The 21,672-nt window shown below is 62.8% G+C and carries 23 protein-coding genes; 12 read left to right on the top strand and 11 right to left on the bottom strand.

Annotated elements, in window-relative coordinates; genetic code table 11:
• Positions 1-115: 115 nt before the first annotated feature.
• The gene (locus tag D618_RS0112795) at positions 116-907 is read right to left on the bottom strand and encodes an alpha/beta fold hydrolase (protein WP_017671922.1); all 792 of its coding nucleotides are present in this window, start codon (positions 905-907) and stop codon (positions 116-118) included.
• 242 nt (positions 908-1,149) lie between these two features.
• Here D618_RS0112795 and D618_RS0112805 point away from each other — a divergent pair, with 242 nt between their 5' ends.
• Positions 1,150-1,812, top strand: a complete 663-nt coding sequence (locus D618_RS0112805; RefSeq protein ID WP_026091645.1) for a dienelactone hydrolase family protein — start codon at positions 1,150-1,152, stop codon at positions 1,810-1,812.
• Positions 1,813-1,817: 5 nt separating this feature from the next.
• Here D618_RS0112805 and D618_RS0112810 read toward each other — a convergent pair whose 3' ends face one another.
• Genes D618_RS0112810 through D618_RS0112820 form a run of 3 tightly spaced genes read right to left on the bottom strand, consistent with a single transcriptional unit; the run spans position 1,818 to position 6,083 of the window.
• Entirely contained in the window at positions 1,818-2,894 is a 1,077-nt protein-coding gene (locus tag D618_RS0112810; RefSeq protein ID WP_017671925.1) for a lipocalin-like domain-containing protein, read from the bottom strand.
• On the bottom strand, positions 2,891-5,416 hold the full coding sequence (locus tag D618_RS0112815; protein ID WP_017671926.1) for an FtsX-like permease family protein: 2,526 nt from the start codon (positions 5,414-5,416) through the stop codon (positions 2,891-2,893). The genes D618_RS0112810 and D618_RS0112815 overlap by 4 nt, the downstream gene beginning before the upstream one ends.
• Positions 5,409-6,083, bottom strand: coding sequence for an ABC transporter ATP-binding protein (locus D618_RS0112820; protein ID WP_238550672.1), 675 nt, complete (start codon positions 6,081-6,083; stop codon positions 5,409-5,411). Before D618_RS0112820 ends, D618_RS0112815 begins: the two co-directional genes overlap by 8 nt.
• 442 nt (positions 6,084-6,525) lie before the next feature.
• On the opposite strand from D618_RS0112820, the gene D618_RS0112825 reads away from it, so the two are divergent.
• Entirely contained in the window at positions 6,526-6,732 is a 207-nt protein-coding gene (locus D618_RS0112825; RefSeq protein ID WP_017671928.1) for a cold-shock protein, read from the top strand.
• Positions 6,733-6,810: 78 nt separating this feature from the next.
• Complete coding sequence (locus D618_RS0112830; protein WP_017671929.1) at positions 6,811-7,020, top strand: hypothetical protein; 210 nt, start codon at positions 6,811-6,813, stop codon at positions 7,018-7,020.
• A 58-nt stretch (positions 7,021-7,078) separates the two neighbouring features.
• Here the strand turns inward: D618_RS0112830 and D618_RS0112835 are convergent, their stop codons facing one another.
• Positions 7,079-8,035, bottom strand: a complete 957-nt coding sequence (locus D618_RS0112835) for a stealth family protein (protein WP_193746723.1) — start codon at positions 8,033-8,035, stop codon at positions 7,079-7,081.
• 601 nt (positions 8,036-8,636) lie between these two features.
• Between D618_RS0112835 and D618_RS19895 the strand changes: the two genes are divergently transcribed.
• Positions 8,637-8,792 carry a hypothetical protein gene (locus tag D618_RS19895; RefSeq protein WP_017671931.1) on the top strand — a complete coding sequence of 52 codons (156 nt, stop codon included), beginning with the start codon at positions 8,637-8,639 and terminating at the stop codon, positions 8,790-8,792.
• 116 nt (positions 8,793-8,908) lie between these two features.
• Here the strand turns inward: D618_RS19895 and D618_RS0112845 are convergent, their stop codons facing one another.
• The gene (locus tag D618_RS0112845) at positions 8,909-11,029 is read right to left on the bottom strand and encodes a peptidase domain-containing ABC transporter (RefSeq protein WP_017671932.1); all 2,121 of its coding nucleotides are present in this window, start codon (positions 11,027-11,029) and stop codon (positions 8,909-8,911) included.
• Complete coding sequence (locus D618_RS0112850; RefSeq protein ID WP_017671933.1) at positions 11,026-12,270, bottom strand: HlyD family efflux transporter periplasmic adaptor subunit; 1,245 nt, start codon at positions 12,268-12,270, stop codon at positions 11,026-11,028. Before D618_RS0112850 ends, D618_RS0112845 begins: the two co-directional genes overlap by 4 nt.
• A 205-nt stretch (positions 12,271-12,475) precedes the next feature.
• On the opposite strand from D618_RS0112850, the gene D618_RS0112855 reads away from it, so the two are divergent.
• Entirely contained in the window at positions 12,476-13,813 is a 1,338-nt protein-coding gene (locus D618_RS0112855; RefSeq protein WP_017671934.1) for an efflux transporter outer membrane subunit, read from the top strand.
• 131 nt (positions 13,814-13,944) lie between these two features.
• Here D618_RS0112855 and D618_RS0112860 read toward each other — a convergent pair whose 3' ends face one another.
• Together D618_RS0112860 and D618_RS0112865 are read right to left on the bottom strand one after the other, a co-directional pair.
• A complete protein-coding gene (locus D618_RS0112860) occupies positions 13,945-14,232 on the bottom strand; it encodes a UvrB/UvrC motif-containing protein (protein ID WP_017671935.1) in 288 nt (95 codons plus the stop codon).
• Positions 14,233-14,234: 2 nt separating this feature from the next.
• On the bottom strand, positions 14,235-14,414 hold the full coding sequence (locus tag D618_RS0112865) for a hypothetical protein (RefSeq protein ID WP_026091647.1): 180 nt from the start codon (positions 14,412-14,414) through the stop codon (positions 14,235-14,237).
• A gap of 99 nt (positions 14,415-14,513) precedes the next feature.
• Between D618_RS0112865 and D618_RS0112870 the strand changes: the two genes are divergently transcribed.
• Both D618_RS0112870 and D618_RS0112875 read left to right on the top strand, forming a co-directional pair.
• Positions 14,514-14,834 carry a hypothetical protein gene (locus tag D618_RS0112870; protein WP_017671937.1) on the top strand — a complete coding sequence of 107 codons (321 nt, stop codon included), beginning with the start codon at positions 14,514-14,516 and terminating at the stop codon, positions 14,832-14,834.
• A gap of 32 nt (positions 14,835-14,866) precedes the next feature.
• Positions 14,867-15,226 carry a hypothetical protein gene (locus tag D618_RS0112875; protein ID WP_017671938.1) on the top strand — a complete coding sequence of 120 codons (360 nt, stop codon included), beginning with the start codon at positions 14,867-14,869 and terminating at the stop codon, positions 15,224-15,226.
• Between the two features lie 481 nt (positions 15,227-15,707).
• On the opposite strand, the gene D618_RS0112880 is transcribed toward D618_RS0112875, so the two are convergent.
• A complete protein-coding gene (locus tag D618_RS0112880; RefSeq protein ID WP_017671940.1) occupies positions 15,708-15,980 on the bottom strand; it encodes a metal-sensitive transcriptional regulator in 273 nt (90 codons plus the stop codon).
• Between the two features lie 74 nt (positions 15,981-16,054).
• Between D618_RS0112880 and D618_RS0112885 the strand changes: the two genes are divergently transcribed.
• Genes D618_RS0112885 through copD form a run of 4 tightly spaced genes read left to right on the top strand, consistent with a single transcriptional unit; the run spans position 16,055 to position 20,159 of the window.
• Positions 16,055-17,848: a copper resistance system multicopper oxidase gene (locus tag D618_RS0112885; protein WP_026091648.1), complete on the top strand. Its 1,794-nt coding sequence runs from the start codon at positions 16,055-16,057 to the stop codon at positions 17,846-17,848.
• Between the two features lie 5 nt (positions 17,849-17,853).
• A complete protein-coding gene (locus D618_RS0112890) occupies positions 17,854-18,825 on the top strand; it encodes a copper resistance protein B (protein WP_343207533.1) in 972 nt (323 codons plus the stop codon).
• 17 nt (positions 18,826-18,842) lie between these two features.
• Positions 18,843-19,232: a copper homeostasis periplasmic binding protein CopC gene (gene copC, locus D618_RS0112895; protein ID WP_017671943.1), complete on the top strand. Its 390-nt coding sequence runs from the start codon at positions 18,843-18,845 to the stop codon at positions 19,230-19,232.
• Between the two features lie 3 nt (positions 19,233-19,235).
• Positions 19,236-20,159: a copper homeostasis membrane protein CopD gene (gene copD / locus D618_RS0112900; RefSeq protein WP_017671944.1), complete on the top strand. Its 924-nt coding sequence runs from the start codon at positions 19,236-19,238 to the stop codon at positions 20,157-20,159.
• A gap of 73 nt (positions 20,160-20,232) precedes the next feature.
• Here copD and D618_RS0112905 read toward each other — a convergent pair whose 3' ends face one another.
• Positions 20,233-20,955 carry a glutaredoxin gene (locus D618_RS0112905; RefSeq protein WP_275450223.1) on the bottom strand — a complete coding sequence of 241 codons (723 nt, stop codon included), beginning with the start codon at positions 20,953-20,955 and terminating at the stop codon, positions 20,233-20,235.
• A gap of 154 nt (positions 20,956-21,109) precedes the next feature.
• On the opposite strand from D618_RS0112905, the gene D618_RS18350 reads away from it, so the two are divergent.
• A complete protein-coding gene (locus tag D618_RS18350; protein ID WP_017671946.1) occupies positions 21,110-21,544 on the top strand; it encodes a MerR family transcriptional regulator in 435 nt (144 codons plus the stop codon).
• Positions 21,545-21,672 lie beyond the last annotated feature (128 nt).

The following is a 21,672-nucleotide window of genomic DNA, read 5'->3' on the forward strand; positions in this document are numbered from 1 at the left end:
GCCAATCGCTCATTGGCGGGTCGCCTCGCACACGGGCAAACAAAGCGCCAACGCCGCCGTCTGAGCCTCTGCTGCAAGAGTGGATGGCGCATCCGCAGGCAGACGCTTCCCAGCCTTACTGGGTCGGTGGTGTATCCGTGGCATTCAGGATCAACCGGATGGTGTCCTCGGGCTCATCCCACATCGGGAAATGTCCGCTGCGCTCAAACCAGTGGAGCGTCGCTGAGGGAAAGGCCGCCATGGCGCGGTCTGCCTGTTGCGGAAGGCACAGCCGATCCTTGCGTCCCCAGCCGATCGCAACCGGTGCGTTGGTACTGGCCGGGCCCTGCTGGTTTGCACCATCGGCAAGATCACTCACGAGCGCGTCAAACGTGCTTGTGTCCGCAAATGACCTGAGTTCGTGTGCGATCAGCGCCGGGTTCAATGCCCAGGGCCTGGCTGAAAGCTGAAGCATGAGAGCGCTGCGCCCTGCAATGTTTCTGGATATGGCAGGGAGTGTGGGTCGCAGGGCCCGGACCAGACGGATGGATGCCGAAATCGTCGTTTTGAAAAACGTGCGCTCCCAGCCTTGCCAGAAGCCACCAGGATCAAACGCGACGACAGCACCCGCGCGCCCGCGCCGTGCCATCTCAAGCACCAGGCGGGCACCCAGCGAGCTGCCGACCATATCGATTCCGGTGAGACCTTGCTCATCCAGCCACGCACCCAGGCTGCGCGCCAGCCCGTCAAACGTACCGCTGTCTGTCTGTGCGGCTGTTAGCCCATGGCCCGGCAGATCGAGCGCGATAACCTCTCTGGTCTGCGCAAGCGTCGGCGAAATGGTGCTCCACGAGTGGATGCTCCCTCCCAGGCCGTGGACCAGAAGGAGAGGTTTGCCGCGACCGATACGCGTGTGGTGGATGTTCATCAGCTTGCAACGCCGCTGGGAGCGTTAAGGTTCACCTCGCCCCGCAATTGGTCAACCTTTCGGAGAAGACCGCATCAACGGCGGAAATCTTGCTGCCGGCAGCCACCACGACCAGAATGTCTGTGGCCGGGTGGAAAACCGCCACCGGAGGTTCTACCTGTCGAATGGCGCGGATGATGTCTTTCGCGCCAGACGGCTGCCCACCGCCAGGCGGGTTTCCGCACATTTGAGGGACAATATCGGTGTCAAAGATCGTCAATGGCGCGAGCCTGAAACCGCGCACCGGAGCCCGGCCCAGGAGCATCGTCCTGCTGCTTCACGGCTTTGGTTCGAGCGGTACGGACATGATTGCGCTCGCGCCCCAATGGCAGGATGCGCTTCCCGATACGCTGTTCCTCGCGCCGCACGCCCCTCAGCGCTGCGGGATGATGGGGGCGGGCTATCAATGGTGGGGATTGTCAGGATTGGCACCCTCGGCGCTGGCAGCCGGCGCAGCATCGGCAGCTCCCGCCATCGATGCGTTTATCGACCGCAAGCTGGCCGAGTATGATCTGACCGAGGCAAGCCTGGCGCTGGTCGGCTTCAGCCAGGGCACGATGATGGCGCTGCATGTCGCCCTGCGCCGACCGCGCGCGGTCGCTGCCGTGGTCGGCTATTCGGGAATGCTGACTGAAACGCCGGGGCTGGCGCATTCCGACTTCGCCAAGCCGCAGGTGCTGCTGGTGCATGGAACGGCCGATCCGGTCGTGCCGATCGCAGCGCTGCACATAGCCGAAAGCGAGCTCAAGCAGCTGGGCGTCCCTGTCACGACGCACATATCGCACGGTGTAGCGCACAGCGTCGACCCTGTGGGCCTGCGACTAGGGCGGGACTTTGTCAGCAACGCCTTTGATCGGTCGTCCTGACCGCATCACATGGCCAGAGGCGCGGCATATCCTGTCAGCTCGAGATAACCCTGCCCGCCTTCGGTGCGGACCAGCCCTTCCCAATAGACCGGCAGACCGCTGGAACGCGCATCGAGTTCCTGGTCGGCAAACATCGGGGTCAGCATCAGGCGCTTGCGGCCCTCGGGCAGCCTGATCGTCAGGACTTGCGCCACCGGGTAGGTGGCCCCTGTCCGCTTCGATCGCCAATTGCGCGTGGGTGTGAAGGTGATATCGCTCGGCTTGAGTGTCACGATTGTGCCGTTTGCGCGGCGGAACGTGCCGCCCGCCCAGAGACTGCGGCCGTCCTTGCCCCGAACGCGGAACGCCATCAGCGCTGCGCCATCGTCGAAGTTCAGCCCCGTCCAGTCCCAGCCGACCGCCGCTCCGCCCAGCAAGCGCGACGACCATTCACGGTCGAGCCAACTGCGCCCGGTCACGGTCTGGGTTGATGTGCCGCGTGTCAGCGTTCCTGTCGTCGCCATCTGCGGCAGCGAATAATAATAGCTGGCAGATCGAGGTTCGGCGCCCTTGCGGCTGTAGCCGCCGGCGCCCTGCAGCAGCGGTCGCTGCGTGGGGGTAAATATCAGCTTCAGCGCAAAGCCGCGCGCGACAATCCTTGCAGAAAAGCGGCCATCGGCCAACCGGACCAATCGCCAGTCCTTGATGCGAACATCGGCGTCGCCAATCCTGGCCTCGGCAATGCCGAACCCGCTGCGCGCCGCGCGCTGATCGTGCAGAAGTTTGCCGATGGCTGGATCAGACACGGCAGCATGGGCAAAAAGCACCTGTCGGGCGGCAAACTTGCTGCGGTTGCGCGGGTCAACCCGGGGCCGGGTGCGAAAGAACGTGATCTGGAACCCCAGATCCTCGCCTTTCGCAGTCTTGACCGTCCCGGTGACATACCACCATTCCGTGCGAAAATCCGGGTGCGCGCCGTGATCGGCTGGAAAGGAAAAGGCGCGGCCCGGCGTGACGTCCGGATAGGAAAATCCGGGCGTCTGCGCGACACTGGCGCTGGCGAGGGCCCATGCGGCTAGACCGAGGGATGCTGCGCGGATCACCAGTCGGCCCTCACCGCGCGTACCGCATCGATGGAGACGGCCCGCCGCCCGGCGAGCATCGCCGTGATCGCTGATGCGACAACCAAAGCAGCAATGACCGAAAGCATCAGCGTCACCGGCAGCTGTGTCGTCATTGTCCAGTTGAACGATTGCGGATTGATCACATGGATCAGCACCTGGCTGATCGCGACGCCCAGCGTCACACCGACCAGGCCGCCGACCGCACCCAGCAAAGCCCCCTCGACGCCCAGCATCGCGACAATCTGACTGCGGCCAACGCCGATATGGCGCAGCATGCCGAACTCGCGGGTCCGCGCGCTGGCCTGCGCCGATGCGGTGGTCGCAACGCCCGCCAATCCGACAATGATGGCAATCACCTCGAGCACATAAGTGATCGCAAAACTGCGATCGAAGATCGAAAGCGCCAGGGTGCGCAGGCTGGCAGGTTCGGCCATGGTGAGGCGCGACTTGAGCGCCGGAGGCGCCGCGGCCCTGATCGCGCGCCGGACCGCCGCCATGTCCGCGCCGGGTTCGAGCAGAACCATGGCATCGTCGCGGGTCGTGTCACCGGTCAGCCGGTCATACTCCTTCGCGTCGATCACCATCGCGCCTTGCTGCCTTGAATAGTCGCGCCAGACGCCGGCTACGGCAAAGCGGGCGTTTTGGCCAATCGGCAAACGGATGGTGTCGCCGGGTTCTGCCGCCAGGATCCGGGCCGCAGGTTCGGAGAGCCAGACCGCAACGGTGCCAGGCGGCGGCATGGTTTCCTCCCCCAGCAGTTCCAGCGTCGCATCGCCTGTGCCGACCGGACGGGCGATCAGGCTCATCGGCGGCTCGCCAGGATCGAGCACGATCGGCACCTGCCGGCTGAACACCATGGAAGCGACACCGGGGATCGCCGCCATTCGGGCTTGCGATCCTTGATCGAATCCGCCCCAGCCCGGCTCTGACCGGACATACAGATCGCCCGACAGGATTTCGCCAAGCCATTGATCGACTGCGCCGCGAAAACTGGTCACCATGACGGCCATCGCGATCATCAGGGCGGTGCTCGCCACGATACCGCACAGCGCGGTGGCTGCCGCTCCCGGCGCGCCATGAAGATGCTGGATTGCCAGATCCATCGGCACATTGCGGTGCCATGCTCGTGCCAATGGCGAGAGAAGCGAGCGCGCAAGCCAGGGCATCGCCGTGATCCCGGCGGCCAGCAGAAGCGCCACCGAAAGATAGCCGAACAGCGGCAGCCGTCCCACCGCAGGAAGCAACGCGGCCCCCACCCCTGCCAACAGCAGTGTCAGCGGCAACCGGCCCGTCAGGCGATCGCGCGGGTCGATGCTGTCCCCGGCATTCTTGAGCGCGATCGCCGGGGCGGCGCGTGCGCCTTGCAACGCCGGGATCAGACTGCCCCCGACCGCCGCAGCAACGCCCAGAGCAAAAAACCCGGCAGCTGCCAGCGGCGCGAAGATGAGTGCCGGCGGTGCGCCGTCGAATATCCCGCTGCCAAGATCCCCGCCCAGGATATTGAGTGCGCCGACTGCGAGGCCAAAGCCCAGGAGCAAGCCCAGCGTCGCCCCGATCAACCCGGCAAGCGCGCCTTCGATCGTCACCAGCGCAACAATCCCGCCGCCCCGCATTCCCAGCGTGCGGAGCAACGCGAAACTTTGCAGACGCCGGGTCACCGAGAGGGATTGTGTCGAATAGACCAGGAACGTGCCGGTAAACAGCGCGACCAGCGCAAGCATCGTCAGGTTGACGCGGTACGCACGCGAGAGCCCATCGCTCTGTTGCGCGTCGTCATTCGCGTCGCTCACAATGGCATCAGCCGGGATCAAAGGCTTTAGCCGCGTCCGGACGTCGCCTGCCTGGGCATCGGGTTGCAGCTTGATGTCGATCCGGTCGATCTTCCCCAACCGCCCGAACAGCCACTGGGCGGCAGCAATATCGATCATGCCGACGCGTCGCCCCTCGGCAATTCCGGGCAGGATGCCCCGCACGGTCATGGATCGTGCTTGACCATTGGCATTGATCGTCACCCGGTCGCCAATGCGCAGCTCTCCTGCGATCAGTGCCGCGCGTGAGAGGAACAGCGCGTCGCTGGCAAACACATCATCGCCGTTGCCGCCGGGGCCGCGTGCGGGTGCAGCGATGAGACTGGGCGTCACCTCGGCCGCGCGGATGATGTCCAGCCCCAGCAATGTGAAGGACTGGCCCCGCGCCGTCACGGCCTTCAGCACAACGACCGGGCTCGCATCGGCCACGCCCTCGACGCTCAAGACCTTCGCATACAGTGCCTCGTCAACGCCAAGACGGCTGGCAGCCTCGATCTTCAGGTCAGCGGCACCGTTCACCGTGTTCACCGCCTGGCCAAACGCCGCGAGGGCCGATCCGTTGATCAGATGCACCGCAAAGCCCAGCGCCACGCCGATGGCAATGGCAAGCACGGCAATCGCGATGCGTCCGGGGTGTTGCCGCGCCTCGCCCGCGATCAGCCACGCCAGCGCCCGGGCCGGACTGCTAGCCATCGGCGGGGGCCAGCCCGTTCGTTGTCAGTACAAGCGTCCGGTCCGCCATGGCAGCGGCCGCTGCCGAGTGCGTGACCAACAAGCCTGCCGATCCCGACTTTCGCGTCGAATCAGCAAACAGCTGCAAGATGCGTGTGGCGGTTTCGCTATCAAGGTTACCCGTCGGCTCATCGGCGAGGATCAGCGCCGGTCGATGGATCAGCGCCCGGGCAATCGCGATGCGCTGCAATTCCCCGCCGGACAGGTCGCGCGCATAATCATCGCCCCGGCTGCCGAGGCCGACCACATCCAGCATCGCATCGGCGCGCGCCGCGATCTCGCGCCGGTCACCGCCCGCCAGCGCGAGCGGCAGCGCCACGTTTCTGCGCAGGGTCAGATAGGGCAGAATATGAAAGGCCTGGAACACGAAGCCGATCTGGCGGCGGCGCAAATCGGTCAGCCCGCCATCATCGAGGAGGCCCAGGTCTTCGCCGCCAATCAGGATCCGCCCCTCATCATGGACGTCGAGCCCCGCTGCGATGTTGAGCAACGTCGACTTGCCCGAGCCTGACTCGCCCACGATGGCGACAAGTTCGCCCGCCGCAACGCTCAACGAGAGATTGCGAAACAGGACGCGACCACCAGGAACGCTTTTGGTGAGCCCGCGCAATTCGAGTTGTGGGGTCAACGTACGTCTTTCGGCTCTGTCGGGCTGGCGCGCATGATAGCGCATGGCCGTCTCATCACGCCTTGTGGCATCAATCCCAGGCTCTGGCTAGAATGCCTTTCAGCGACTTTCTGCGCAATGATCACGTCAGAACATGTGATCGATACCGAGCACAATTCAGCTCAAAATCTGCCGCGCCCTGCAGCTGGCTGAAAGTCATGATGCAGACGCTTGATGAAAAAATCCAATAAATGTGTTTGAAATTTTCTTGGACCCGATTTTGGTGAATTTCAGAATTTGCTTCCATATTCTTGAAATGCTGCTAGGACAAAAGGGCTCACGTCGCATGCGACGGATAATCGGCAGCTTTATGCCTCCCCTTATCCCTTTCTAGCACTACTTGAAGCCGGGATGCGCCGCTGTTGGCGCATGCCCGTCATACTTGGGATAAAGGTTTATCCATATGACTACCGGAACCGTGAAATTTTTTAACGTCGACAAGGGTTATGGCTTCATTGCGCCGAATGATGGCGGCAACGACGCCTTCGTGCACATTTCAGCCGTTGAACGCGCTGGAATGCGCACCCTCGACAAGGACCAGTGCGTTTCTTACGAACTGGAAACCGATCAGCGGGGCAAGACCTCGGCAGTAAATCTTCAGGCTGCCTGATCTTTACGAGGCAGTGCGGCCATCGCGGTCGCACTGCCTTGTTTCCTGCGCTGACCTGAGTTTTACTGGAGTACAAGAATGACCGATCCGAAAAGCCGTCCGTTCCTGATCAACAAGGATGCCGACGGAAATGTCCGGCTGACAGTGCGCTCCACGCGGTACAACTCGCAAGGTTACCCGCTGGTGACCGTGCTTTTGCAGGACGAGTTGTTCAAGACTGCCGCTGCGGCGCGTGCGTTCGCACAGGAACATTTCGGCGCTCGCCCCGGCGACTACGCAGCAAAGTAACTGCTGACCACTCTGCCTCGCCCGCTTCGACAGGCGAGTGCAGCCCCCCTCCCCCGCCTCATGCCGCGATGGCGCGCTCGATCCATTGGCGGGTATCGGGTATGGCCGCTTCGACCTGCGGAAGGTCGTTCACACACAGAAACTTGAACTGCGGATTGAGCGCACGGGCAAGATAGGCTCGAACGTCCGGCAGCGGATAATCGTGCACCGCGCCGGTGCGCAGGTGGAGATGGTCTGCGCCAGTGTGCAGAACCGCGTCGCCCGCCGAGATACAGGCGTGGTTGTGGAAACCCTGTGGCAGGAACTGCGATACGCAGCGGAACCTGTGGCCTATGTTGGCCATGAACGCGTCGCGATGCTGATCGTAAAGCCTGGCCAGCACCGACCGGCGCATCGGATGAACCACGTGCGCAGCGCGAAACAGACGCTCGGGTCCAAAGCCAGCCAGCACCGCCGCATTGATCTGCGTCAGGGGGTTCAGCAGCGTCGGATCGTGCTTGCTGGCAGCGTCAGCCGCTATAGCGCAATGGTTTACCCAGTCCCCGCGCAACACGGGTGCATTGCCGCAAAACAGATCCCCCGGCACCAATGGCCCGGTCAAGAAGACGTCATCATTGAAATAGACAAAATGCTCGGCAAGCCCCGGAATACGCCACAGCATGGTTTCGATCACCAGCGAGTTGAAGGTCGGCAGGACGCTTTCATGCCCTGCAAACAGGGTCAGATGATCGACGATCGTGATGCGCGCGGTCAGATCGGCAGACAGCCGCGACAGGTCGGGCGATTGCGCATCCGTGACAATCCAGATCCGCCCGATCCACGGCGCGTGGTTGGCGATCGAGCGCAAGCAATAGCTCAGCTCGTCATTGCAGGCCCATCGATGAGGATTGGTGGCGTTGGCGTTGCGTGGTGAAGGGCCCTGGTAGCGCAGACGCCGCGCCATGTGCGCAGGGTCTGAGCCATCGACCCAGGTGATGACCGCGTCTATGCGCACGGCCGAACTGTTACTGTGCATCTGTCCCGTCCGGGCGAGTGTTTGGTCTGCCACGATAGAACAGGACGGCTGGGCCATTGGCCTGCACCGGCGCGCGAGTCAATGGCCAGCGGATTTCCGATCGCGGCGAGAGAACCTTTCCGGCGCCTGGCAATAGGCCAGAGCCCGAAGTCAGATCGGCAGTCGTGACCTTCCAGACAATGGAGGAGAGGCTAGAACCGCGCCGGGATTGTCGGAACGCTCGCACTCATGAGGCAATGAAGCCATCGCAAGCACAACGATGCACAGCGTCTGACCCATGGTTTGTGCCTGGGCTATGCACATGATCATGATCCACCAGGCCGAAGATCCGTCGCAGGTCAAAGGTGGCCTGGGGTGCCGACGGTGGCTGCCGTTCGCCCCATCGCGGGTGGGCGACCGTCAAGTCGCCATGATCGTTCGGCAGCACGCAACCCAAAATTTACGTCGCAGCGCAACCTCCGCAACGCTGATTTTACAACTCCACCCCGGCCTTGCACCATTTTGAAGCAGGCCAAATCGTGGACATTGACTCAAGTTAACAATTCATGAATCGATGCCCGTGCCCCCGGTCTTGCCGGGGGACCATGAGGGAGAAAATTCAATGCGTGAACTCACCCCTGCAGAAACCACCGAAGTTTCGGGCGGCCTGTTCTTTATCAAGCGGGTCATCCTGGGCCTTCTGCTCAAGCCGATCGTGAAGCACCCCGCTCCGCCTGTGAAGCACCCCGCTCCGCCGCGGCCGCCGAAGCATCATTGATTCTTTGATATCCACCAATGGCTTTGGAACGCTGGAGCCATTGGTGGATCATCACGCTTCGTGCGATGTCCCGCATGATATGGCCGCCGATAGCGCGGCTCTAAATGGGCCGTGGGTCATGAATGGACCAACGCACGGCTGTTCCGCACAATACTGATCTTTCCGTCCGCCAGGTGCAGGACGATATCGGCGCGCTCCACCAGCGCTGGCCGATGCGTGATCGCGACGCGGGTTATGGGCAGTTTTGTCAGCATATTGGCGATGGCAATTTCATTGCGTTCATCGAGATTGGCGGTGCCCTCATCCAGGAAAATGGCATCCGGGTCGCGGTACATGGCACGCGCCAGCAAGATCCGCTGCCGCTGACCGGCTGACAGGGCGTTGCCCATGTCTCCGATCAGGCTCTGATAGGCCATCGGCATTGCCATGATCGTGTCGTGAATCCGCGCAACTATGGCTGCTGCCTCTATGCGTTGCGGGTCCGGCTGCTCGGCAAAGAAACTGATATTGTCGGCCAACGTACCCGATAGCAGATAATCGTCCTGCATGACGGCACTGATGCGGTTGCGCCAGGCCTTGGTGGTCGCGGCCCCGATCGGCTGGCCATCGATCAGCAGGCGCCCGGACTGTGGCTGCATCAGTCCCAGCAGAATCCTCATCAAGGTCGATTTGCCCGCGCCGGATTCGCCGACGATGGCGACAAAGCTGCCCGGCGGAATGGTGAACGAGAGATTCTCGAATACCGGCTGCTTGTCGCTGTCATAAGCAAACGTCACATTCTCGAGCACAATCTCAGGCGGAGCTGCAGGTCGCGGGGCTGGCGCTGCGTGCACCAGCTCCTCCCGCTTTTCCGCAACGATATCCGACAGGCGTTCCAGATGGACGGACAGCAGACGCCAGCGCTCGGCATGGTCGACCAGGGATGTGGCGCTCTCCATGAAGCTGGTGCGATAGGCGATGAACGCAAGCATCACCCCCACGGTCATCTCGTTGGCGATGACCGCATTAGCCGCCATCAGCACAAGAATGAGCAACTGCCCATATGTGATGATGTCCTCGGCCAGTTCGCTCCAGATATGATAGGTGCCCGACCGGTAGCTCGCCGATATGACCTCGGCGTAGCGGTTGCGCCACCCGGCCTCGCGCATGCCTTCGCTGCCGTGCAGCTTGATGGCACGCATCGAACGCATGGTTTCCATGACATACGTATCTTCATGCGAAGACGCGATGATCTCTTCTTCGGTACGCTGTCTGATGGCGGGGTAGATGGCCAGCTTGAACCCGATATACAAAAGCGTTGTGCCCAGCGTGACGAACATCAGCGGCAGGCTGATCAGTCCCATTACGATCAGTGTGGTGATGGCCAGCACCGCATCGATCAGCGCATTGGCGATCCCTTGGGTCAGGAGGGTCTGGACAGGGCCGACCGATCCCAGCCGAGACATCAGATCGCCGACATGGCGGCTTTCGAAATAGCGTGTCGGCAGGTGCAGCATATGGCGCATGATGTTGCCGCCCAGCTGAAACGCCAGCATCTGGCCAAGGGTCAGCACCACCCAGGATCGCAACCCCTTGATCGCCGCGTTCACGGCGTACACCAGAGCGAAACCGACAGCCAGAAGCGTCAACAGGTTGTTATCGCTCTGCCCGATCGCCTCATCGATGGTCAACTGCATGAAGAACGGCAGCGCCAGGGTGGTCAGTTGCAGCAGCAGCGAAAGCAGCAGGAGCTGCAGGAATGCGCTGCGAAAATTGACGAGCCTGCCCCACAAGTCGGAGAGCTGCAGCTTGACCCGCGCATCGATGGGATTGAAATCGGCGGTCGGGGTGAGCTCGAGGGCTACGCCGGAGAAATGCTTGCCGACATCGTCCAGCGAGAGAACGCGGCGGCCGACGGCGGGATCGAGAATGACGGCCTGCCGCGCGTTCAGGCGTTCCAGCACCACAAAGTGGTTCAGATCCCAATGCAGGATCGCGGGGATCTTCAGCAGCGGCAGCTCGTCCAGTTCCAGCCTCAGCGGGCGCGGGGCAAGATGCAACTGGCCGGCAACGTCCATCAGCTGCGCAAGCGTTACGCCCTTCATCGATACCGGAAAACGTCGCCGCAACCCTCCGATGTTGACGCGGTGCCCGTGGTGGGCGGCCACCATTGCCAGGCAAGCAAGGCCGCATTCGGCGGCTTCGGCCTGCAACATCGGCTGCATTCCCTGCGCCCAGGGCCGATCGAAGCCGCTCATGACCGGATGGCTTTCAGGATCGGGTCTAGGAACACCTCCCACAGGCGGCGATCCTCCAGAATGAGGTTGGCCGACAAGGTCATGCCATCGCGCAACCGGCCCGCCTGCAAGGCTGGCCCCTGTGCCAGGCTGTCAATGCGGACCCTTACCCTGAACACCGGCTCCCGGGCGGTGTCCGTTGCCAAAAGGCCGCTCTGCACGCTGGGCACGGACGACACCCAGGTCACCGTGCCCGATCCCGTCCCGTATTTCTGAAACGGAAAGGCATCGAACATCAGGCGCACTCTTTGGCCTGGCTTGACGAAGCCGACCGCGCTCGACGGCGCAAAAAGCTGCACTTCCAGCGCGCTGTTGGCAGGCACAACGACCGCAAGCGCGGTTGTCGTGTTGACGCGCTGGCCCGATTGCACGCCAAGATCGCCGACGGTGCCACCAAATGGGGCGGACAACGTCAGCTTGTCCTGGCGCACCAGCCGCGCCCGCTGCTCGGCCACCAAAGCCATGCGTTCGGCCAGCTGTGAGCCCGATTGATCGGCCACGATGCTGCGGGCAGCGATCTGGGCTTCGAGCGACTTCAGCGCCTCGCGCTGCGAGATGATACGTTCGGCGAGCGCCTCGCGGTCCAGTTTTCTGGCCAGCAAGGTCGCCTGGCGCTCCTCAAGTTCGGCTTTCGTGCCTGCACCTTGTTTCATCAGCCGCTGCGACCGGGTGAGCTGCGCCTCGCTCAACCTGGCCTGCTCGGCCATCAGGCGTTCCTGCCTGATCAGCGAGTCCAGCGACTGGGCCATGCTTTTCTGCTGGTTCTGCAGCGAGACGGTTTCGTTGCCGGCAAGCGTGCCGACCAAAGCCTTCTGTCGCACGAGCTCGCTGTACTGGCGGTCCAGTTCGATCAGCTGGCTGGCAATCCCCTCACCGCTCGCATCGCGACCCTCGGTCAACGCCACCGTCATCACGGCGTCGCCTTTGCTGACCCGTTGGCCTTCGCGCACGTGCACTGTCTCGACCTTACCGTCGCCGGGCGACATGATCCGCGCCACGCCGGCGGAATAGGCAACGATACCGCGCACCTGCGCACGCTGAGCATAGGTGCCGAACATCAGCAGCAAGCCCAGTGCGGTCACAACAATCAGGATAAACGCGGTATAGAGTCGCGCGCTCGGCGGCACCGCCGCGATGACGGTGCCTGTCAGACGGTGGCGACCGGTCTCGATCGCTTCTTGCCGAAAAAGAGGACTGGTCATGAGGCGCGCATGTTTGCCATGCCGACGCCTCTAAGCGGCATTTCTCAAAACGTGATTAACGCCCGCGAAACCAGTGTTTTCGGCTTTTGTAACCAATTGCGGTTAGTCAGCGGGGCTGTGCCGGCGGCACATCTTCGCGCGCACTGAACTTCGGAAGCCTGAAATGCCCCTATCGAGCGTCAAATCTGGCATCTGCCTGTTGGGGATGGTTTCGCTGGCCGCGTGCGCACCGCACGTTCAGCTGTCCGTCGCACCTGCCGTGCTGTCGGCGGACTGGGACGCGGAATCGACCCTGGCATGGCCCGATGAAGCGACCGCGCCGCTCGATTGGGCCGCCTTTGGCTCTCCGCAGCTCGACGCGCTTCTGGTCAGGGCACGCGCGGCAAACGCGGACGTTGCGATCGCGTCGACGCGGATCAGGCTTGCATCGGCAGACCTGCGGATCGTCAGAGCCGAGGCGGGCCCTTCCCTCAATGCCCTGGGCCGCGCAGAATCGAATTCCCGCGGAGGCGCAGGTGATAACGCCTTTCGTGACAGCTACGTCACCGGCGAGCTCGATTTCAGTTATACGCTTGATCTGTCCGGCCAGTTGAAAGCCAGCAGGCGCGCAGCCTTTGCACGCTATCGCGCGTCTGGTCATGAGGCCGACGCGGTAAAGCTGACTGTCGAGGCCGCGGTTGCATCGGCCTATGTCGAATATGCAGCTTTGAGCGACCGGATTGCCATTGCGGACCAAAACCTGGCGCAGTCCCGGGAGTTCGAGCGCATCCTGAGCCTGCGTGAACAGGCTGGGGTGGTGAGCGAGCTCGATCTCTCCTTGCAGACCGCGCAAACCAACGCTCTTTTGGTGGGGCTTTCTCGGTTGAAGGAAAGCCGCAGCCGGGTCCGGAATGCCCTGGCTGTGCTGGTCGGCGAGGAAGCGCCGATCTTCACGCTGGACCCTGCCAGCCTGTCAGAATTCACTGCGCCGCGCTTCGCGCCCCTGCAACCTTCGGCATTGCTGATCCGCCGGCCCGACATGCTCGCAGCCAGCGCGCTGATCGAGGCAGCCAACGGCGATGTCGCGCGCGCGCGCGCGGCCTTTGTTCCCGATCTGCAGATTTCGGGCGGAAGTTTTGTCGACAGCGTGGCAGGTGGCGGTCTGCTCAATCCCGGATTTGCCCTCGCCTCAAGGTTCGCCGCGACGATATTCGACAGCGGCAGGCTGAAGGGGGCGGTGTTCCGGGCCAGCGCCGAACAGACGCAAGCGGTGGAGCAGTTTCGCAAAGCACTGCTAAAGGCGCTGGAAGACACGCAAAATGCCCTGGCGGCATCGCATCGAACGCAGGAGCGCCTGAGGGTGCTCGATCAGTCCCGCTATCTCGCCACGCGCAGTGCGGCCCTTGCCCGACAGCGCTTCCTGGAGGGGAGTGACGACTTTGGAGCGGTGCTCGATGCGGAGCGCAGAAAGCTGCAAGTCGAGGACGACCTCATCGTCTCGACCCAGGAAAGCCTCAATGCTGTCATTGCGCTTTACGCCGCAGTGGGCGGAAAGCCCTCGTAACCCCTGCGGCGAAGAGTGCTGTTGCCCAGGGCGAGCCTTCTATCGGCGCCCATGGTCTGATGGGTTGGCACTGGGCGTCATGTCCGCTGCTGGCCCGCGATCCCGGCGGCCTGGCTTCAGGGACTATAGCGTCATTTGCGTGGCTTGCGGGGAGCGGTTTGGCCGGACGTCATCGGATCGGGCTTTGGCGGTGGTCGCCAGCCTTTAGGGGGCGTCACGCGCTGCTGGCTGGTTCCCAAGCCCATGGCACCCGGTTGCTGGCGTTCCAAGCCCGACAAATCGGCCTTCTCGGCTTCTGATACCGTAGCGCCGCCGCGTATCAGGCTGATCTTGTCACGGCATCGCTTGGCTTCTTCAAAGTCCAGGGCGCTTGCCGCAGCATCCATTTTCAGCTGCAGATCATGGAGTGTTTCGCTCATTCTTATCTCAGCTTCTTGATGGGTAGCCCGTCTGCCTTGGCGCGGTCCTTCACCGATTCTTCGCTACGGGTGAGCGCTTTGGCGATGGCCTTCAACGGCATGCCCTTCTTCGCCAATGCGTGGAGTTTCTGGAGTTCAGCGCTGGTCCATGCTTGTCGATGTCGTTCGAATTTTTCTGCCATGCGCTATAGTTAGTGGATCGTGGCCTCAACCGCGAGCACTTCGTGCAATCACCCCGCTGCCCGATGGTTTATGGCCACAGACCTGCTAGGCATGCCAGCATGAGCAACAGCCACAGACTTTCCGGTATCGTCGACGTCGGCGGGCTTCAATATGCGTGGGAGGTGCGGAGCGAACCACAGTGGAGCGAGTTTGAAGGCTGGAAAGGCGTGACCATTGCGTTGCTGCAGAAGCATAGCCAGCGCGGAGCCTTGCTGGAATTGCCTCCGCCCAAGCGCTTGCTGAAAGGATTGCAGCGAGGCCGCCTTCAGATCAGCGACGCGATCATATCCCGGGGAATTCAGGCAGCGCTGGATGCCGGCTGGGAGCCGGCGTCTCGTGGAAAGCCGATGGTTTTCATGGTCGATGCCGATGGCAACTAGCCAAAGGTGCCCTGCTGGCGCAAGAGAACCTGATGAGCATTACGCCGAAAGCCTGGAACAGCGAACAAGTCCGCAAATGGCTCGAATGCCGCATTGACGCGGCGCGTCTTGATCAGGCGGCGGCCGACAAGCGGGGGTATGGGTCTCAGGACGACTATGACAAGGCTGCTGCCGAGGAATGGGTGTGCCGAAGCCTGATCGCCGTTGCCGACAAGGGTGATCAGGTCGCGCTTGCCGATCGGATCAAGCAATTGCTGGCCCAGGATGAGTATCAGGTCACGGGCATTTACGACGATCGGCGTTTCGAAAGATGTGTTCGCGCCAACCTCAGAAAGCTCGCCAAGATGACCAAGGCCAACGAGGGGTTCGAGAACACGTTGCGCTTCCAGTGAGCCCGGCGTCACGCTGAAGCATGGCGAGTGCCTGCGGGGCTGCGGCCAGGACCGCTCACCAGGCGCCGTCCTTGAAGTCCCAGCCCGAGCGATCCGTGCAGAGTTCGGTTCGGCTCTTTGCACTTGGTGGACCGCAGGATCTAATCCTCGGTCCCGGCGCCTAGGGCTGCGCCGTTTTTCATGTCCAAACAGGCCTTCTCACGTTCCTCATCCCCAAGCGAGAGGAGGTACCGGCTTGCCTCTTTGTAGGTCAAGAAAGGCCGCCCATCGACAATGATGGGAACGGTACGACCGTTATAGATCCGGCGGAGCAGCCGCCGCTGCGTCCTGCCTAGCGATTGAGGGCGTTCTTCAGTGATGGCAAAATCCTAGGCTAAAGAAGCTTCTGTGCCGCTACCACCGACACATCATGCAGGCGTTGCGACGGAATGGTCCTGTCACGTCCCTTGCCGGTTCAGGCACTCGCAGACATGCGCGCCCCTCATCGCTTCACCCGGTCGAAAAGGTCGATCAGTTCGTTGAACTTGGTGCGCTGTTCCGATGCATCGCCCGAAGCGATCGCCTCCGATACGCAGCAGGCGGCATGATCCTTCAGGATTTCGCTCTCGGCCCTGGCCAATGCCGCTTTGATCGCCTGCACTTGATGCAGGATATCGATACAATAGCGGTCGTCGGTGACCATCTGCGACACGCCGCGCACCTGCCCCTCTATTCGGCGCAAGCGGTTGAGGATGGCGGCTTTGTTCTTGGCCATGATCGTGCGGTCCCTTGGGCTTGCAATACCATAGGGGGGTATACTATCTGCCGTCGAAAGGATAGGCAATAGATATGCACGACACGTTTTCCAGGCGATCGGTTTTGGGCGGCCTTGGCCTTGGCGCATCCATGCTGGCGGCACCGGCCTGGGCGCAGGGACACAGTGTGCACGGCGGTGGCCATAGCCGCAGCGGTCCGCTCATTCCCGCCGGCTTTGACGAGGTACGCGGGCCAGTGGTCGATCTGTCGATCGGCAGCGGCCATCGCATCGTGCAGGGCAAGCGCGGTCCCGGCATTGCGGTCAACGGCAGCGTGCCGGGTCCGCTTATCCGGCTGACCGAGGGGCAGGATGTACGCCTCAACGTCACCAACAATCTGACCGTAGACAGCTCGGTGCACTGGCATGGGCTGTTGCTGCCGTTCCAGTATGACGGCGTTCCCGGGATCAGCTTTCCCGGGATCAAGCCCGGCGAGACCTTCACCTACAAGTTCCCGATCCGCCAGGCAGGCACCTATTGGTATCACAGCCACTCGGGTCTGCAGGAGCAGTCGGGCCATTACGGGCCGATGATCATCGAGCCGCGCGGTAGCGAACCGATCCCCGTCGATCGCGATTACATCCTGCTGGTCAGCGATTTCACCACGCTCGACCCGCATTTCATCATGAACCGGCTGCGCACCGGCGAGGGCTATTTCAACCGCCAGCAGAACACCTGGACCGACGACTATCCGATGTCCGCCGAAGAGCGCCGGATGTGGGCGCAAATGCGGATGATGCCCACCGACATCGCGGACATCGGCGGCAAGACCTACACCTTCCTCGCCAACGGGCGCGGCCCCAACGAGGGAATGGAATATCTGTTCAAGCCCGGCGAGCGCATCCGGCTGCGGATCATCAACGGCGCGGCGCAAAGCTTCTTCAACATCCGCATCCCCGGCCTGGCGATGAGCGTGATCGCCACCGATGGCCAGCCGGTACGCCCGGTCGAGGTCGACGAGCTGCAGATCGGCGCGGCCGAAACCTATGACGTGATCATCGAACCGGGCTTGGCGGCGGCCTACAGCATCGTGGCCGAATCGATGGACCGTTCGGGTATGGCGCTGGCGACTTTGGCGAGTGCACCCGGACTGCGCGCCGATGTTCCCGCGCTGCGCGATCCGCCGCTGCTGACCATGGCGGACATGGGGATGAACCATGGCGACGGCGGCATGGATCACGGGGCCATGGGGCATGGCGGGATGGATCATGGATCGATGCCGGATGCCGGAGCCACTCCTTCTGCCAGCATGAGCATGGACGGCATGAAGATGCGCGATACGTCGCTGCTGCCGCCCGATGTCGCGATCGGCCCGGGGATCGACATGGTCTCGATGGCGCCGGTCGACAAGATGGGCGACCCCGGGCTTGGCCTGCGCGATGTCGAGCACCGCGTGCTGAACTACCGGATGCTGGTCGCGCGCGATGCCAACAGCGATGTGCGCGAGCCGTCAAGGCTGCTCGAACTGCACCTCACTGGCAACATGGAACGCTATATGTGGTCATTCGACGGGCGGATGTATTCGGCGGTCAGCGACGTGCCGATCCGCTTTGCCTGGAACGAGCGGGTGCGGGTGAAGCTGGTCAACAACACGATGATGGCGCATCCGATCCATCTGCACGGCATGTTCTTCGAAATGGTCAACGGCCAGCCCGCCGAATTGCAGCCGCGCAAGAACACGATGATCGTGCAGCCGGGCGCCAGCGCGCAGTTCGACCTGACCGCCAACGAGCCGGGCGACTGGGCCTTCCATTGCCATCTGCTCTACCACATGCACGGCGGGATGATGCAGACCGTGGCCGTGATGGGCCCGGAGACGGCATCTTGATCCGCGTGACACTGGCCGCGCTGGCATTGGGCGCGCAGACCACTCCTGCATTGGCGCAGGATCACAGCGCGCATCAGGCCGAGCCGGACCCGCACGCCGGGCACGACATGTCAGCCGCCAGCCAGCCCGCTGCCGAGCCGGACACGACGGACGGCATGGATCACAGCAGCATGGATCATGGGACGATGGACCATGGTTCTGGCGCGGAAGCCTCTGCATCGCCCGGTCCCGAAATGGAGACCCCGCCGCCGCCCGAAGCCGGCAGCGGCCCACCGCGCGCGGCCGATGCCATCTGGGGGGCCGATGCGATGCGCGCCTCGCGGGCGGATCTCCAGAAGACGCACGGCGACTACAACCTGTTCTGGTTCCAGGCCGACCGCGCCGAGCTGCAGATGCGCGATGGTGCCGATGACTATCTGTGGGATCTGCAGGGCTATTACGGCGGCACGACCAGCCGTTTCTGGTTCAAGAGCGAGGGCGAAGGCAGCTTCGACCAGCGCATCGAGGATCTCGAAATCCAGGCATTGTATTCGCGCGCGATCGCTCCGTTCTTCGACCTTCAGGCGGGCATCCGGCAGGATCTGGCCGGGCCGGACACCACGCATGGCGTCATCGGCATTCAGGGTCTGGTGCCGTACATGTTCGAGGTCGATACCGCGCTGTTCCTCTCGCATCGCGGCGACCTGACCGCGCGGCTGGAGGCGGAGCTTGATCAGCGGATCACGCAGAGCATCCTCATCCAGCCGCGTGCCGAACTGAACCTCGCCGCGCAGGACGTGCCCGAACTCGGCATCGGTGCAGGCATCGACAGTTTCGAGCTCGGCGTGCGGTTGCGTTACGAGATCATCCGCGAGATCGCGCCCTATATCGGCGTCGAGCAGACCTGGCGCGCGGGCCGTAGCGCCGATTTTGCGCGGGCTGCGGGCGATGACCCCAGCGTGACCAATTTTGTCGTCGGCATCCGGCTCTGGTTCTGAACCTGAAGGAGAACACCATGCGCTTTCGCTCGATCCTCGCTTACATCTTGGCCGGTGCCGCCACCCTCGCCCTGCCTTCGATGGCCATGGCGCACACCAGGGTGGTCGCCTCTACGCCAGCGCAAGGCACGACCGTAGCCAAGCCCAAACAGGTAAAGCTGACTTTCAGCGAAGCGCTGCTGCCGCCGACCGTCGCGACCAGCATCGTCATGACCGCGATGCCGGGCGTCAAGAACCATGGCGAGATGGTGATCCGCAACTTCACCTCCAGCTGGTCCGACGGCAACAAGACGCTGACCCTCATGCTGCGCCAGCCGTTGCGCGCGGGCAGCTATGATGTCCGCTGGCAAGCCGCCGGGGCAGATGGCCACCGCATGACAGGCAAGGTCAGCTTCACCGTCAGCTGATCGATGCCCGCCGACTGGTTGCACCCGGCGCTGCGTTTCGCGCAATATGCCGCACTGCTCGGGCTGTTCGGGGCAACCGCATTTCACGCCTTGAGATTGCGACCGCTGGTGGGAGACACCGGCACGATGCGCCTGCGTCCAATCGCCATCGCTGCGGTGGCCGCTCCGGTGATCTCGCTGGCGGCCATGCTTGTCGGCATCGCCGCCATGATGGGCCAGCCGCTCCACGATCTGGACCTGGCAACCATCCAATCTCTGGTGCTCGCGACACAGCCCGGCTGGGCCTTTCTCGTCCGGTCAGCATTGCTGGTGCTGGCTCTGGCAGCGCTGCTGCTGATCAAGCCGATGGCGCCACGCCAGATCGCGGCGGCGTCATGTTACGCGCTGGCGCTATCGACCCTCGCCTGGACTGGTCATGCAGCCGCGACCGAAGGCGTGCTCGGACTGGTGCATCGCCTGAACGATGCCCTGCACCTGTGGGCTGCAGGGCTCTGGATTGGGGCAATCTGCTGGTTCACAACGCTGGTGTTCGCGGCGCATCGGAACCCTGATCGCGGCCAATCTGAACGTTTGCTCGTGGCGATGGAGGGTTTTGCGCCCCTGGGGATGACCCTGGTTGGCATCGTCGCCATGACCGGGATTCTCAACGCCCATTTCATCTTCGGACTGGAGAATGGCGTGGCGGTGCTGAATACGCCATATGGCCTGCTGCTGGCGGGCAAGATGCTGCTGGTCGCATCCATGCTGATGTGCGCAGCGCGGAACGCGGGCATCGTGAGGCCGAACGGCGGTATCCGGCGCGTGGGCGCGGTACGAAGCGATGGCACCCTCACGGCGCTGAGGACGAGCCTGGCTGCCGAACTGCTGCTGGCGATCTTGGTCCTGATGCTCGTCGCCCTCACAGGGCTGGCCTCACCGATGGAATGAAAACCACCGCGCAAGCCCTGCCAGGGCGCAGACCGTGTCGGCCCTGGCCAGCGTTATTGGACAGCCCGGCAGATTACATCGCATTCCCCATCACGCCCACTTTGAGCAGCATCCACAGGGCCATCGCGACCATCATCACATTTTCAGTCAGAGACACAAAGCCGAGCGGAACGTTGCTGTCTCCGCCGACACACGCGCATTTGATTTCGCGCTTGTCGACATAGACCGCCTGGACCACCGACACCGCGCCGATGCTGCCAATGAACAGTGCAAGCGGGATGGATAGCCAATGGAGCGCGCCTGCGACCATCAGCACCCCCGCCAGACCTTCTGCAAACGGGTAGATGCGGGCATAGGGAACCCAGCGTTGCGCAAGCAGATCATAATTCAGAAACATCGTCGCGAACTTGTCGACATTCTGGAGCTTCAGCATCGCCAGCACACACATGCTGAAGGCAATGAACCACTCGCCTGCCCGAGTGGTGAACGGCGAGCCATAGACCGCGAAACTTGCCGCAAGTGCCATCAGTGCGGTCATGGCAAACAGCGCCATCACCGGTTGATAGGTGGTCGCCTTGGGATCGACGACAGCAAGGCCCAGATAACGGCGAAGGTCGTCGTGCCCACCGATGCGCGCGCCGTCGATGAAAATCTGCGGGGTCGTCTGGACGCCATGTTGCGCCTTGAAAGCGTCAGTTTCCTCGCGGGTGGTCAGCCAGCGGTCTTCAACGATGTAGCCCTTGCGCTTGAGCAGATCGAGCGCCTTGAGCCCATGGGGGCAGATGTGTTTGGGCATGACCATGCGATGGATGACGGCTGTCTTCGCGCCCGCTACGTGGCGACCAGCGCCTGATAATGCCGCTTGAGTCATGGGTGTTCCTTCGTTGCAGATAACGTCACCCAGCCCATATAGGTTCCGTAGCATGGTACGGAGTCAAGCCTTGAATGCGATGACCATCGGAAAGCTGGCACAGGCGGGCGGCGTAGGCGTCGAGACTGTACGCTATTACCAGCGACGCGGCCTTTTGGCAGAGCCCGAACGAGCAGGCGGAGTTCGGCGCTACGGGAGCGAAGAGCTCAGCCGTCTTCGCTTTATCCGATCCGCCCAGGCGGCCGGGTTCACGCTCGAGGAAATCCGAGAACTTCTCGAGCTTGATGCAACCAGGGACCGGAAACGGGCTCTGGCTCTAGCCAACACGCGCATTGCGGCGCTGGACCGCCAGCTGGCCGCGCTGCAGCGCGCTCGCCAAGCACTGGCGCGTCTGGCGAGCGCGTGTGAAAGCACATCCTCCAAGCCGTGCCCCATCATTACCGCATTCGAGCCGCCCGGACGCGCTTCGTCCGACACTGAGCCAGATGAATGTGACGATCACCGGGTCGATTGAATCGGTGATCCGGACCACTTGGCCGCTCAGTGCAAGCGCACCGATGCCGTCCGGGCGTGACGCCGAAAACGGATTCAGCCGGTTCCGGGTACGGAACACCTTCGCAAATAGCCGCTGCCGACAATGCA

This window comes from Blastomonas sp. AAP53, from assembly GCF_000331245.1.
Classification (GTDB): Bacteria; Pseudomonadota; Alphaproteobacteria; order Sphingomonadales; family Sphingomonadaceae; genus Blastomonas.